The 12,604-nt window shown below is 62.9% G+C and carries 14 protein-coding genes; 10 read left to right on the forward strand and 4 right to left on the reverse strand.

Features of this window, described 5'->3' with window-relative positions:
• Nucleotides 1-103: 103 nt before the first annotated feature.
• The 8 genes from F620_RS0108710 (at nt 104) to F620_RS0108745 (ending at nt 7,599) form a co-directional block, all read left to right on the forward strand.
• Nucleotides 104-655 (forward strand): GspH/FimT family pseudopilin, encoded by a 552-nt coding sequence (locus F620_RS0108710; protein ID WP_019570257.1) that lies wholly within the window; start codon nt 104-106, stop codon nt 653-655.
• A 100-nt stretch (nt 656-755) separates the two neighbouring features.
• A complete protein-coding gene (locus tag F620_RS0108715; RefSeq protein ID WP_019570258.1) occupies nt 756-1,277 on the forward strand; it encodes a GspH/FimT family pseudopilin in 522 nt (173 codons plus the stop codon).
• Nucleotides 1,278-1,312: 35 nt separating this feature from the next.
• Nucleotides 1,313-1,819: a type IV pilus modification protein PilV gene (gene pilV, locus F620_RS0108720; protein WP_026331383.1), complete on the forward strand. Its 507-nt coding sequence runs from the start codon at nt 1,313-1,315 to the stop codon at nt 1,817-1,819.
• Nucleotides 1,816-2,874 carry a PilW family protein gene (locus tag F620_RS0108725; protein WP_019570260.1) on the forward strand — a complete coding sequence of 353 codons (1,059 nt, stop codon included), beginning with the start codon at nt 1,816-1,818 and terminating at the stop codon, nt 2,872-2,874. Before pilV ends, F620_RS0108725 begins: the two co-directional genes overlap by 4 nt.
• A gap of 15 nt (nt 2,875-2,889) precedes the next feature.
• Nucleotides 2,890-3,387 (forward strand): PilX N-terminal domain-containing pilus assembly protein, encoded by a 498-nt coding sequence (locus F620_RS0108730; protein WP_019570261.1) that lies wholly within the window; start codon nt 2,890-2,892, stop codon nt 3,385-3,387.
• A 29-nt stretch (nt 3,388-3,416) separates the two neighbouring features.
• Entirely contained in the window at nt 3,417-6,845 is a 3,429-nt protein-coding gene (locus F620_RS0108735; protein ID WP_231373883.1) for a pilus assembly protein, read from the forward strand.
• Nucleotides 6,846-6,861: 16 nt separating this feature from the next.
• Nucleotides 6,862-7,185, forward strand: coding sequence for a hypothetical protein (locus F620_RS0108740; protein ID WP_019570263.1), 324 nt, complete (start codon nt 6,862-6,864; stop codon nt 7,183-7,185).
• A 3-nt stretch (nt 7,186-7,188) separates the two neighbouring features.
• Complete coding sequence (locus tag F620_RS0108745) at nt 7,189-7,599, forward strand: type IV pilin protein (protein WP_019570264.1); 411 nt, start codon at nt 7,189-7,191, stop codon at nt 7,597-7,599.
• 84 nt (nt 7,600-7,683) lie between these two features.
• Here the strand turns inward: F620_RS0108745 and F620_RS0108750 are convergent, their stop codons facing one another.
• Nucleotides 7,684-8,205 carry a hypothetical protein gene (locus F620_RS0108750; protein WP_018869240.1) on the reverse strand — a complete coding sequence of 174 codons (522 nt, stop codon included), beginning with the start codon at nt 8,203-8,205 and terminating at the stop codon, nt 7,684-7,686.
• Nucleotides 8,206-8,600: 395 nt separating this feature from the next.
• Here F620_RS0108750 and F620_RS0108755 point away from each other — a divergent pair, with 395 nt between their 5' ends.
• Nucleotides 8,601-9,761: a Fic family protein gene (locus F620_RS0108755; RefSeq protein ID WP_019570266.1), complete on the forward strand. Its 1,161-nt coding sequence runs from the start codon at nt 8,601-8,603 to the stop codon at nt 9,759-9,761.
• Between the two features lie 174 nt (nt 9,762-9,935).
• Nucleotides 9,936-10,271, forward strand: coding sequence for a hypothetical protein (locus tag F620_RS14305; protein WP_019570267.1), 336 nt, complete (start codon nt 9,936-9,938; stop codon nt 10,269-10,271).
• A gap of 235 nt (nt 10,272-10,506) precedes the next feature.
• Here the strand turns inward: F620_RS14305 and F620_RS0108765 are convergent, their stop codons facing one another.
• From F620_RS0108765 to F620_RS0108780, 3 genes are all read right to left on the reverse strand, one after another.
• The gene (locus F620_RS0108765) at nt 10,507-10,887 is read right to left on the reverse strand and encodes a type II toxin-antitoxin system VapC family toxin (RefSeq protein WP_019570268.1); all 381 of its coding nucleotides are present in this window, start codon (nt 10,885-10,887) and stop codon (nt 10,507-10,509) included.
• The gene (locus tag F620_RS0108770; RefSeq protein WP_019570269.1) at nt 10,884-11,090 is read right to left on the reverse strand and encodes an AbrB/MazE/SpoVT family DNA-binding domain-containing protein; all 207 of its coding nucleotides are present in this window, start codon (nt 11,088-11,090) and stop codon (nt 10,884-10,886) included. Before F620_RS0108770 ends, F620_RS0108765 begins: the two co-directional genes overlap by 4 nt.
• A 366-nt stretch (nt 11,091-11,456) precedes the next feature.
• A complete protein-coding gene (locus F620_RS0108780) occupies nt 11,457-12,389 on the reverse strand; it encodes an Rpn family recombination-promoting nuclease/putative transposase (protein WP_019570271.1) in 933 nt (310 codons plus the stop codon).
• Nucleotides 12,390-12,604 lie beyond the last annotated feature (215 nt).

The following is a 12,604-nucleotide window of genomic DNA, read 5'->3' on the forward strand; positions in this document are numbered from 1 at the left end:
GCCTCGCCACAATGCTCTTGCAGCAACGGCGCCCGCGCGCTAGCTTGCCACCCAGGGCGAGACAAACGCCCGCAACCATGTCCGGACTCAGGGAGGAGCCGACGTGACCCCTACCCCATACCGCCCGCGGACCCGCGGGCTCACGCTCATCGAACTGCTCGTGGCCCTGCTGGTCTTCGTCCTGCTGGTGACCGTGGGCATCCCGTCGTTTGCGCAACTCGTGGACCGGTTCCGGCTGATCGCCACCACCAACGAACTCGTCACCGCTCTCCATCATGCACGCAGCGAGGCCGTGCGGACCGCTGCGCCGGTTACTCTCTGTGCCAGTGCCAACGGCGTTCACTGTTCCGGCGATGCCCGTTGGGAGTCCGGGTGGCTGGTTTTCCACAACCCCGGTCTCGCAACCCAGCCTGCCAGCGCGAACGACATCCTTCGCCGGCGGCAGGGGAACCCCGACGGGGGCCTGGAAATCCGTGGCAATCTCCCGGTGCGGCATCGCGTCACCTACGGAGCGCTCGGCGCCACCCGGCGCCTCTCCGGCGCGCTCCAGATGGGTACGCTGAGAATTTGCAACGAAGCGGCAGGCCGGGCCGTCGTCATCAACCGCGCCGGTCGCCCTCGCGTCGCCCATCAGGGATGCCCGTTCGATCCATAACCATTCGGTACCCTTTGCCGACCGTTCGGCACTGAAACCCTTGCTCGTCACATGGCTTGCGCCCATAGTGAAATCGACCGATTCCACAAGGACCCGCGGCATGTCTCGTAACGCTCTCGGATTCACCCTGATCGAGCTGATGGTCACCATCGCCGTGGCGGCCATCCTGCTCACGGTCGCCGTCCCCGGTTTCCAGAGTCTGGTGCAGAACAACCGGGCCACCGCCGCTGCAAACGAACTCAGCACGGCTTTCAGCTTCGCTCGCAGCGAAGCGGTCACCCGCGGCGAGGAGGTCTCCGTCTGCCCGGTCGACGACGCCGGCGGCGACTGGCACGCGGACGGCTGGCGGGTGGTTCTGGGGAATGATTGTGCCGCGCCCGAAATGGCCGATCCCTTGCGTCGCTGGGAGGACATCTCCGGTCGGGTCGTCATCGATGACAACATCGAGGACCAGAGCCACCTCACCTTCGGGCCGCTGGGTGGGCGTGAAAGCCCCGGGCGGGATGATGAGGACGATCCTATGTTCTACATCCACGCCGAGAACTGCTCCGGCGAACGGGCACGGGATCTGAACATTGGACCTGGCGGCAAGGTCGGCATCGTCCGCTCCGATTGCCCCTGATCCGCGAGGACCGAAGAATGCAAGGCAAAACCGCAATGACCCAATCACGATTCCAGCAACGCCCGTCGCTCCGAAAGTCCAGGGGCGTCACCCTCATCGAGGTACTCGTTGCCGTACTCGTCCTGTCGATCGGCCTGATCGGCCTTGCGGCCCTGCAGGCCAACGCGCTGCAGGCCAATCACAGTTCGTACATGCGTTCCCAGGCCACCAACCTGGCCTACGACATCGCCGACCGCATGCGGACTAACCGCCAGGCCGCTCTGTCGGGTGATTACGATACCGCCTTCACAGATAATGAGGGGACGGGTGGTGCCTGCAATCCTAACCTGAGCCTGACCGGCGATCTCGCTGACCAGGACCTTGCTCAATGGAAAAACGCGATCGCCTGTACCCTCCCCGCCGGTCAGGCCAGTGTTTTCCGAAATGGCGATACGTTCACTATCACCGTTCGCTGGCAGGAAGACCGCATCGACGATGACGATGACGATGACGCTCCGGCCGATGGTTACACCGAAGTCTTTACCACGAGGACCGAGATATGAAAGGCGCGAACGGGCACCTTGTACCGGCTGGCATCTCGTCGCTGCGCGGCCTCACGCTGGTTGAGCTGATGATCGCGATCCTCCTCGGCCTGCTGCTCATGGCCGGCGTGATCAACGTGTTCATCGGCACGCAGCAGACCAATCGCACCCAGGAGGCGATGTCCAGCGTGCAGGAAACCGGCCGCTTCGCCCTCGATATCATCGCGCGCGATGCGCGCGAGGCTGGGTACGGTGGGTGCCCCGGATCGGTCAATAACCTCCTCAATACCGCTAGCGCCGATTATGACCCCGATCTGCATGAGCCCGGGGCCGGCTTTATCAATGCCGATAAGCCGGACAACCCGAGCCCCGAGCGGGGAGACATCCTGACCGTCTCGTCCATGGGTTCGGTCGGCGGTGGTCCGTTCGAAGCGGAGGGTGGTACGCAGCAAGAATTTGAACTCAGTGAAGGGGATCCCACGCAGGTTAGTCAGGGACAGATTCTTCTCATCGCCGATCCTTCCACGGGAGTGTGCGAACAATTCCAGAACGTCCCGGATCAGCAGGGTGTGATCAACCGTGGCCCCGGACAGGATGAGGATGTCGATCCTGGCAACATCGAGGTGGACTATGTCGATTTTAATGGCCCGATTGATATCCTCGCGCTGTCCAGCAGGACCTATTATGTCGGGCAATCTCCAGACGGCGAGACCTACAGCCTTTACCGCCGGACGACGACTTCGGGCGGCGATGGAAATCCCGTTCATGAAACCGTCGAGGTTGTCGCCGGTGTATACGACATGAGTGTGGAGTATGGTCTCGACACCGATGACAATGGCCATGTCAACCGCTTCGAGTGGGCGAGCAACATGGGCTCCGGTGACTGGGAGGACGCCGTGGCGGTCCGCATCCATCTCCTTGTGTACAACGGACAGGAAGATAACGTCGTCGATCAACCTCGCCAGGACCTCTTTTTCCCGACCTCCGGCTCCGGTGGCAACCTGTTCAATGCTCAGGACCGGCGGCTGTATCAGACGTTCAGTACCACCGTCGGTGCCCGAAACCTGCTTGATTGATCTCGAGGTTACGACATGAGAAACCAACCATCCCATGCGGCCCGTGCCAACCGCGGGAAGCAGCACCAGCAGGGGGCCGCGCTGGTCGTCGGCCTGATCCTCCTGGTCGTGATCACGCTACTGGCCGTCGCCGGCATGCAGAACACCGTGCTGCAGGAACGCATGGCCGGCAACATGCACGATCGCAACCTTGCCTTCCAGCAGGCCGAGGCCGGTTTGCGTGCGGCTGAGCGGAACCAGGTCCCGGGGTCTCCGGATGGCTCGATCAGCTTTTCACCGCTCGATGTGGAGGAGTGGCTCGATCACCTGGATCCCGGTGATACCGAGGCGCATGCCACGCATGTGGAACTTCTGTCTCTGGTCGGTGAGGACTCCTGCCCGCCCGGGCAGGTCTGTGATGAAGAATTCGGGCCTGCGGAGTCCGTCAGCGCGTATCGCATTACATCCGTGGGTGTTGGTGGGACGGATCAGACTCGGGTTGTGCTCCAGGCCGTCATTCGCGTGACGAATTGAACGATAGAAAGGGAAAAGAGGTGACTGCGATGAAAACCAGAGAAGCAGGGATGGAACGGACTCCTGGTGCCCGGCGAACCTTTCGCAAGAGTGCCCTGACGCTGGCCCTGGCAACCGCATTTGTAGGCATTGCAGGGCCGGCGCAGGCGCAGACTCCCGCGCAGGTTCCTCTTTTCCTCACCAGCCCGGTGGACCCGAACGTCCTGTTTATCCTCGACGATTCCGGGTCGATGCAGTGGGAGTCCATTCCGGACAACATGATCCTACCCTACTACAACTTTACGCCAGCGAGTGGAATGTTCGGGCCCGGGAACAGCCTCTATTCGTCTTGGTCTGTTTCCAATTTCAATCATAGCTTGCAGGCGGCGAGATATCGCAGTGTGGCAGGTAACCCCCAGTACTATGATCCGTCGAGGACATATCGACCGTGGGTGGACCATAACGGGCAGGAGATGGAGCCGGCTGATCCGGAAGCGGCGTATTATCATCCGATCCACACCGGGGCCGGCACCCGTGACCTGACGACGGAGCATACGATGGGGCCTTGGTGGAACCCATCAGAGGAATATCCTTTGTATTACCACCACACCGGCGGGTCGTTGTCCAATCTGAGCAATTACGAACGCGTGGAGATCCTGCCCGGTGAAGGCCCGTTCGAGGGGCACGGTCGCGAGGCTCGCTCCGACTGTCAGAATGCAGCGCAGGGCGTGTGCACCTACGACGAAGAGATCCAGAACTTCGCCAACTTCTTTACCTATCACCGCAGCCGCATGTTGACCGGCGCGGCCGGGATCGGTCGCGCTTTTGCCAACCAGGGGAGTGAGTTCCGGGTCGGGTTCGGTGCCATCAATGCGGGAGCGGTGCTGATGGATGTCTCACCGTTTGAAGGGCAGCACCGCGAGGATTGGTTTGAGATGCTCTACGAATTCCACCCCTGGGGTGGAACGCCCTTGCGTCGCTCTCTCAGAGACGCTGGAGAGTATTTCTCGCGTACCGACAATCAGGGCCCCTGGAGCGAGACGCCCGGTGAACCTGGTGACCCCCGGGGCGAGCATCTGGAGTGCCGGCAGAGCTACACCATCCTGATGACGGATGGCTTCTGGAACCGACTGAGTCCGGGCGTGGGTAATGCCGACGACTCGCCCGGGCCGACCCACGAATCTCCCGATGGCGAGACCTTTCAGTATACGCCAGGGCCGCCTTTTGCCGATGGGACTTCCAATACGCTGGCCGACGTGGCCATGCATTACTGGAAAAACGATTTGCGACCGGACCTGGAGAACAGGGTTCCGACGGATTCTCTGAATCCGGCGTTCTGGCAGCACATGGTCACGTACGGTGTCGGTCTGGGCGTGACCGGTTCGATCGATCCGGACGAGGCCATGGAGGCGATCCATACCGGGGAAGAGATTGACTGGCCGGAAGCGACAAATCCTCGGACTCAGTTTTCTGATGCGGACAAGATCGATGACCTCCTGCATGCGGGTGTGAACTCGCGCGGGGGCTTTTTCTCCGCACTCGACCCCGATGTATTCGCAGAGGAGCTGTCGGACGTTCTGGCGGAGATATCCGATCGCGCGGGGGCATCACGTACGTCATTGGCGACCGAGTCGACCCAGGTGAGTGTCGATGAAGGGGCGCGGGTGTTTCAGGCCCATTTCAATTCGGCGGACTGGTCGGGTGATCTGGTGGCGCTCGAAGCCGATTTCGAGGCATTGACGTTCGAGGAGGCCTGGTCTGCGGCCACTCTGCTGGACGATCGTGTTGAGAGCAATGGTTTTACGGACCGTAACGTATTCACCTTCGATTCGGATGCGGGCGAGGCTGTCCCGTTCGAATGGGGAGAGATTCCCGATGCCGAGCAGATCTTCGGCCCCGAAGAAGACGGTCTGGTCGACTATCTGGCAGGGGATGACTCGAACGAAATCGCCAACGGTGGCCCTTATCGTAATCGTGGTTCGGTGATGGGCGACATCGTCAATTCGGATCCCACTTACCAGGGGCCCAACCTGAACATGGGGTACAGCAGCCTGACGGGATACTCGGGCTTCCTGGAAGACAACGAAGACCGGGCGGAAGTCGTCTACGTCGGCTCCAACGCCGGCATGCTGCATGCGTTCGATGCCGAAACGGGCGACGAGCTGTTCGCCTACGCACCGTCCATGCTGCTGGAACATCTGCCCGATCTGGCGGACCCGGACTATCAGCACCGGTACTACGTGGACGGCAGCCAGCACATTACCCACGCTCAGGTGGACGGGGAATGGAAAACCATCCTGATCGGGACCCTCGGCGCAGGGGGTAAGGGGCTGTACGCACTGGACGTTACGGATCCGGAAACCTTTGGTCAGAACCCGGATGAGGACGTTCTCTGGGAGTTCACTGCCGACGACTCGGAGCATCTGGGTTACACGATTGACGGTGAGCCAACTGTCGCGCAGACCGGCCCAGGTGAATGGAGCGTGCTCTTCGGGAACGGATATGACAGCGATAGTGGCGATGCGGTGCTGATGATCCTGAACCTCGAAGACGGAACGGTGCGGAAGGAGATCGAAACGGAGTCCGACGGTGACAATGGACTGTCGCCGGTGGTGTTCCGCGCGGGTTCCGGGAATATCCTCGAGGCGGGGTTTGCGGGTGATCTGAAGGGCAACATGTGGGCATTTGATGTTGACCCGGGCCAGCAGGATCCCTCGGCAGATGACTGGGACGTGACCTTCAAGCAGGGAAACACCCCGCGTCCGCTGTTCGAGGCGGAGCGGCCGATTACGGCCAAACCGGCGCTGGGCAGTTTCCCTGAAGGAGGCTCCATCGTGCTGTTCGGAACCGGACAGTATTTCGCCGAGGGCGACAATGAAGTGTCCGGGGAAACGGAGGCCTTTTACGGGATCCGGATCCACGAGGATACGGATGCCCCGGTGGATGCGGACGATGATCTGCTGACACAGGAAATCAAGGAGGACGGCATGACCGGCGACGGGATTCGCTGGCGCGTGACCTCGGAGAAAACGCTCGATCCCGATGAGCACGAAGGCTGGAAGCTGGCGCTCGATGCTGAGGACGCCGAAGGGGAGCGGGTGGTTACCCAGCCGGTCCTGATCGATGGTCGGGTCGAATTTGTTACTCTGATCCCGTTCGATGATCCGTGTCGCGGTGGTGGAACTTCGTTCCTTTTTGCCCTGGATGCGGCCAGTGGGGGGCGGCCTGATGACCCGGTTTTCGACATCGGAGGCAGTTCCGGCAGCTTCGGCGAAGAGGATCTCGTCGACCACGATGGGGAGGAGATCCCCCCGAGTGCCGTGGATCCGGGGGTTGGCATCGCCGGGCGCCCGACGGTCGTTCGCGATCCCGAGACCGGGCAGGTCTTCCGCCTGATCAGTGGGACGGAAGGCGAGACGATCGATGAGGCGCCTGGATCGGCCGGGCTGGGACCGCGCAGTTGGTATCAGCTGCGCTGATAGGAGAGGTGGAACAATGAAAACACTAGTCTGGATCTCAAGAAGTGCCCTGGTCGGGTTGTTGCTGGTCTTTATGCTGGCTTTCCCGGCGGCCGCCGAAATGGAGGGGGGCTACATGGGGCAGGTGACGGGCGTGGATGTGGTCGAGCATGCCATCGAGATTGACGACCATTGGTTCCGCGTCCCCACGTCCGTGAGGCTTGCCACGGAGGATGGAGGTTCCACAAGCCTGGGCCGGGTAGAAGTGGGACAGTGGATCGAGTATCGAGTTGTCGATGACGACCGGGCCGACAGACCTTCTGTCCGTGACGTCATTGTGTACAGCTCGCCGCAGGGGTGATCCATGACGCTTCTACGCAGAAACGAAGGTTTCACTCTGATCGAACTGATGATCGTGATCGCGATTCTGGCGATCATCGTCTCGATTGGTTACCCGGCTTATTTGAACCACGTGGATAACTCGTGGCGGGCCAAGGCGACGGGGTGTCTTGCGGAGCTGGCACAGGCGATGGAGCGCGAGCGCACCAGCGACATGAGTTATCCGGGATCGCTCCCGAACCGTGGCTGCCGCAGTGAGATCGAAGACGAAGGCCGTTACACCTTTGAGCGGGTTGATGCGCAATCGGATGACACTAGCTTTTTGATCCGGGCCAATGCGCAGGGGCGCCAGGCGAATGATGGCTGTGGCAACCTTTCGCTCGACCATACTGGAGACCGCACCACGCAGGACGGCAGCGTATCCCAGTGCTGGTAGCCGCAGACCGACGAGACTGATTGTCTCGTCGGTCCGGGCGATGTCTCGCCATCGCGGAACGGAGAGCTGCCCCTCGGCTCCAATTCACTCGCCCTCTGACGGGGTGCCGTGTAGTTCGGCGAGGTGCTGCTCGTACAGTGCCCAGATCCGCGGAGCGATCGCCCCGCGTGATCCGGGGTAGGTGAGGCGGTCGGGGTCGAAATCGGTGAGGTATTCGATCTCGGTGCAGCGCAGTTCGCCGGCGATCACGTTGAAGATGAGCAGTTGGGTCCCGCGTTCGGCCAGCGGGACCAGGGCACCGATCACGCCGGTGTCGTTCAGCCCGGGTTCGCCCCGGGCGTCTCCTTCCTCGGCTGGTGGGCGCACCAGCGTGCCCAGCAGTTCCTGGAACGCCTGGTCGCAGGCGTAGCACACCTCCGGGGCGCGCAGCCCCTGTACCCGTTCGCAGGCCGCGCGGATGTCGTCATCCGGCAGCATGGTGCGTTCGGGCGGCAGGGTCACGCGGTTGGCGCTGCCGTTGGGCAGCAGTCGCGGCACCGATTCGCGGCAGGAGGGACAGTGCCAGGTGGCTACGCGAGGGCCTTCGACGATATTGCTCGGGGGCATGCGACACCGCTGGTTGCGTATACGTCCGGCGAGTATACGATCCCGTCGCATCCGCCCAAAATCGCGCCGCATCGCGCAGAGGGCTGCGCTCCCATAAGGTAACCCCGGCCCGCAGGAGGCGAGCCCTCTCGCCGATTGGGTTGTCCCCGGCGCTGCATCGCGCAGGGGCGTGCTTCCGGACTGCTCCGCGATGCTGGCCGGCGGGGCGCGACTTCCTCGACCCGGGCGAGCACAAACCGGCCACGGATCCGGCCATCGGTCCGGTCATGGCATGCCCGATGCGGACGCCATTCGGAGATTAAATTGCTGATAGGATGAGACTCATGCAAATGGCGTGAAAGGGCATCCAACCGGCCATGAGCGCAGTCATTGATCGAGGTGAACGCATTGCCCTGATGGAGCCCCTGGTGGTGGGGGAGGGCTCCGCCCATCGGGGGCGGCTTACCGATCGGGTGCTGGATCTGGTTGCGCAGGCCGCTGCCTTTCGCGCCCGCCTTCCGGTGGGGGTGGAATCGGCCCTGGCCGGCCTGGTGCGCTCCATGAACTGCTATTACAGCAACCTGATCGAAGGCCACTACACGCATCCCGTGGCCATCGAGCGGGCGCTTGCCGGCGAATACAGCCCGGATTCCCGTCAGCGCGACCTGCAACTGGAGGCGGCGGCGCATATCCACGTTCAGAGCTGGATCGACGCTGGGGGGCTGAAGGGGCGCGAGACGGCGCCCGAGGGGCTGTGCGAGTTACATCGGTGCTTCTGCGAGCGGCTCCCGGACGATCTTCTGTGGGTTGAGGATCCCGACACGGGCCAGCATCTCCGGGTGTTTCCCGGTGCATACCGAACACACGATGTCCGGATCGGGCGGCATGTGCCGGTCAGTCCGGGTGCTGTGGAACGGTTCATGCAGCGGTTTCACGCGGCTTATTCGCGGGGCGGGCAGGCCGATCGAATGCTGGGCGTGGCTTGTGCCCATCACCGGCTGTTATGGATTCACCCGTTTCTGGACGGTAACGGTCGCGTCGCGCGGTTGATGTCCCATGCCATCCTGGTGGAGCACCTGAACAGCGGCGGGGTCTGGTCCGTGGCGCGAGGCCTGGCCCGCAGCGAGGGCCGCTACAAGCAGCTCCTTGCCGCATGTGATGAACCCCGCCGCGGTGACCGTGATGGCCGTGGTCAGCTCAGTGAAGCGGCCCTGGCGGATTTCGTGGAGTTTTTCCTGGAAGTCTGTATCGACCAGGTGGCGTTCATGGAGCGTCTGATGGACCCCGGCCGCTTCCGTGAGCGGATCCTGCGCTGGGCGGAAGACAGGGTGCGGGCGGATGAATTGCCGGGCAGGTCGGGGCGCCTTCTCGAGGCGGTATTGTACCGGGGAGAGGTGCCCAGAGCGGACGTGCCCGGGCTGCTCGATGTGAGCGAGCGCCAGGCCCGCCGGGTGACCTCGGCGCTCGTCAAACAGGGAGTTCTGGCCTCCGACAGCAGCCGAGCCCCTTTGCGCCTGGCGCTGCCCGCAGCGCTGGCCCCTGAATTGATGCCGGGGCTATTCCCGCCCGAAGGATAGCGGCAGGCCTTCCCTGCGCGCTGGGGCGGCTCCCTGGCCGATTGGATGTATCCCCGCGCCGGATCGCGCAGGGGCTTGCGCACCGGCGGTTGGTTGCGGGGCAGAGAGGAAACCTGGTGAAGATATCGGGGGTTACCTATACTTGTACTTATATGTCCGATGCCGGGAGGACTTATGGGCCAGGTCACCATCTATCTTGATCAGGAACACGAACAGCGCCTCAAGCAGGCGGCGCGGGCTGCGGGCCTCCCGGTGAGCCGATATGTGGCCCGGCTGGTGGAAGATAAAACCCGGAACGAATGGCCCGAGAACGTTCGGGCTTTGCCGGGCCAGTGGGCGGATTTTCCGAGCCTGGATGAGCTGCGGGTCTCCGGGCCGGACAGCGCGGGAAGAGCTGTGAAATATGCGCTGGACACCACGGCCCTCGTACGCGCCGCCACGCTTGTTACCCACAACATCGGTGAGTTTCAACGCATTCCCGACCTGCACGTCACCGACTGGTTCGAGTAGTTGGTGGCTTGGCCCATGCGTCGGAACACGGCTTCCGGCTGGCACTGCAGCGTAACAAGGCCTGCTCGCAATCCTGACTCCGAAGCCGAAGCGGTCATGCACTATGCGGGCCGGCCGGACATCCACCCATCGCGCAGGGGGCTGTGCTCCCACAAGGCGACCCCGGCCCGTAGGAGGCGAGCCCTCTCGCCGATTTGGGTGTTTGACAGCCCCGATCGGCCAGAGGGCTGGCCTCCTACGGGGAAGGCTTCGGGATGTAGTGAACAGCTGGAAGCCCGTCGAAATCGGCGTCCTGGGTCCAGAGGTCGGCCTGATGGGCGCGCGCGGTGGCGTAGATGATGCTGTCGGCGAGCGGGAGACCATGCTGGTTGCCGAGACTCGCGGCGGACAGGGCCAAAGGCCCCGTGAGTTCGACGAGTTCGCCCTGCTGCATCAATGCGGCCGCCTGCAAGGCTGCCGCCTCGCCTCGTTGCTGGAGTACCCGTTTGAAGACTTCGTAGAGGCTGATCGTGGGGACGATCAGTTCTGGCGTGGTCTCGATGGCGTCTGCAAAAACTTCGGCATTGGGGCCGTCGGCAAAATATTCCAGCCACGCGGACGAATCGACCACGTTCACACGCGATCTCCCTCGCGCGGGACGTCAGGGTCAATGCCCTTGAGGAACCCCCGCATCTCGCTCATACGCCGCTCGGGAATCAGTTCGATACGGTCGTCGTACGCAATAATCTGCACCTTCTGGCCTGCACGAAGATGCAGCGCCTCGCGTACCGTCCTGGGGATGACGACCTGATATTTCGGAGAGATGGTGAGGGCTTCCATTTTCAGCACCCTGATCGATCGATAATTCGTTTTACCAATGTATCATCGATCCCGAAGATGGGCGACGGTTCCCGTACCCCCCGTGGAGGCCCGCCCTCTGGCCGATCTCCCCGACCATGCTCAGGTGTCAGCCCCCGGCGGCCCCAGCAGGGACTCGAGGCTGTCCGCGTCCAGGATCCCGACGATCCACTCGTTCAACTGCTCGTCAGTGGCCGAAGCCAGTCGCCGATCCGTCCCCGGTGCTCGATACGGTAGCAACGCCCGGTGCATCCACACGACAACCGTGGTTTCGTTGCCATCCCGGCGATCAAGGCACCGATCTCGGTTCGGCATCGATCCAGGCGGGACAATCCGGACCGGGGCGGATCACTGCGGAGGGTTTTCCCGCAGCCCGGTCACCTCCTCGATTGTCAGCCCGACAATCTCGGCGATCGCGCGGTCGTCCATCTCGGTTGACCGGATCAGATTGCGCGCGGTTTCGCGGCGCCCTTCCTGAAGCCCTTCCTGGCGCCCTTCCTCGATCCACCGGTCGGGCCAGTGCTTGATCCGTTCGGCCAGCATGTCGTGTACCTCGTGCAAGTCCTGAAGGTCGTTGAACGGCGGCAGTTCCATCCCCGGTGCTCGATGCGGGAGCATCACCCGGCGCATCCACACCACGAACGAGCGCCGCAGCCCCGTCTGCTCCGGGGACCGCAGCCATTCCACCAGACGGCCCAGCACTTCCAGCAGGTCCTGCTCGTTGCGGTTGGGCTCCAGCCGGAACAGCGCCGCCGCCACGTTGCGCGTCTCGTCCGACCAGTCGGGCGCCTCCACGATCGCGCCCTCGTCCAGCAGCAGATAGCTCAGATCGGGCCGATAATGCTCCAGGCCACCCGGTACCCGTTCGACCAGCTCGCCCACGTTTTGTGCGGCCGTCCAGCGCGTCTCTCCATTGTAGAGCACCACCGGCAGCACCGGGGGCAAGCGGCCGCCGGGCGTCAGGGCCTTCTGCCGGATCAGGTCCTGATACAGCAGCCCGACATACGTCATCATCCGCACCGCCATGAAACGGTCCACGCTCGACTGGAACTCCAGCAGCAGGTACACGTAAAGCCAGCCGCCACCCCAGCGCACGCGCCAGACGATGTCGTCTTCGCGGTCGCGCAGTTCGTCGGTCACGTAGGATCCGTTCACCTTCTCGAGGGTGGAGAAATCCAGCTCCCTCACCCACTCCTCCCGGACAAAACCGGTCAGCAGGTCCCGCACCATCTCGGGATGCGAAAACAGGAGCTTGTAACTGTTGTCATGGTGATCCGCCATGCTGACATTTCCTGTCCGGTCAGAGCCGCAGCGTACCGAGTTACTGTCGAAAGTGGTGTACGGGGGGATTGAGGAAGGCGGCGTATCCGGCTGGAATGGAAGTACCACCAACCAACCAGCCCGAGGAGATACGCCACCATGGCTCACGATACGACAGACATCCCGAACGGACCAGAGGACCCGTTGACCGATCTGCTGCGCCGCGGGGCGCGGGA

The organism is Thioalkalivibrio sp. ALE11 (assembly GCF_000381205.1).
GTDB lineage: Bacteria > Pseudomonadota > Gammaproteobacteria > Ectothiorhodospirales > Ectothiorhodospiraceae > Thioalkalivibrio.

What these genes read in the sequence shown, in the direction of transcription:
- F620_RS0108740 (WP_019570263.1), top strand. Translation starts at nt 6,862, where the DNA reads ATGAAAACACTAGTCTGGATCTCAAGAAGTGCCCTGGTCGGGTTGTTG.
- F620_RS0108780 (WP_019570271.1), bottom strand. Translation starts at nt 12,389, where the DNA reads ATGGCGGATCACCATGACAACAGTTACAAGCTCCTGTTTTCGCATCCC.
- pilV (WP_026331383.1), top strand. Translation starts at nt 1,313, where the DNA reads ATGACCCAATCACGATTCCAGCAACGCCCGTCGCTCCGAAAGTCCAGG.
- F620_RS0108725 (WP_019570260.1), top strand. Translation starts at nt 1,816, where the DNA reads ATGAAAGGCGCGAACGGGCACCTTGTACCGGCTGGCATCTCGTCGCTG.
- F620_RS0108735 (WP_231373883.1), top strand. Translation starts at nt 3,417, where the DNA reads ATGAAAACCAGAGAAGCAGGGATGGAACGGACTCCTGGTGCCCGGCGA.
- F620_RS0108715 (WP_019570258.1), top strand. Translation starts at nt 756, where the DNA reads ATGTCTCGTAACGCTCTCGGATTCACCCTGATCGAGCTGATGGTCACC.
- F620_RS14305 (WP_019570267.1), top strand. Translation starts at nt 9,936, where the DNA reads ATGGGCCAGGTCACCATCTATCTTGATCAGGAACACGAACAGCGCCTC.
- F620_RS0108770 (WP_019570269.1), bottom strand. Translation starts at nt 11,090, where the DNA reads ATGGAAGCCCTCACCATCTCTCCGAAATATCAGGTCGTCATCCCCAGG.
- F620_RS0108750 (WP_018869240.1), bottom strand. Translation starts at nt 8,205, where the DNA reads ATGCCCCCGAGCAATATCGTCGAAGGCCCTCGCGTAGCCACCTGGCAC.
- F620_RS0108745 (WP_019570264.1), top strand. Translation starts at nt 7,189, where the DNA reads ATGACGCTTCTACGCAGAAACGAAGGTTTCACTCTGATCGAACTGATG.
- F620_RS0108755 (WP_019570266.1), top strand. Translation starts at nt 8,601, where the DNA reads ATGGAGCCCCTGGTGGTGGGGGAGGGCTCCGCCCATCGGGGGCGGCTT.
- F620_RS0108730 (WP_019570261.1), top strand. Translation starts at nt 2,890, where the DNA reads ATGAGAAACCAACCATCCCATGCGGCCCGTGCCAACCGCGGGAAGCAG.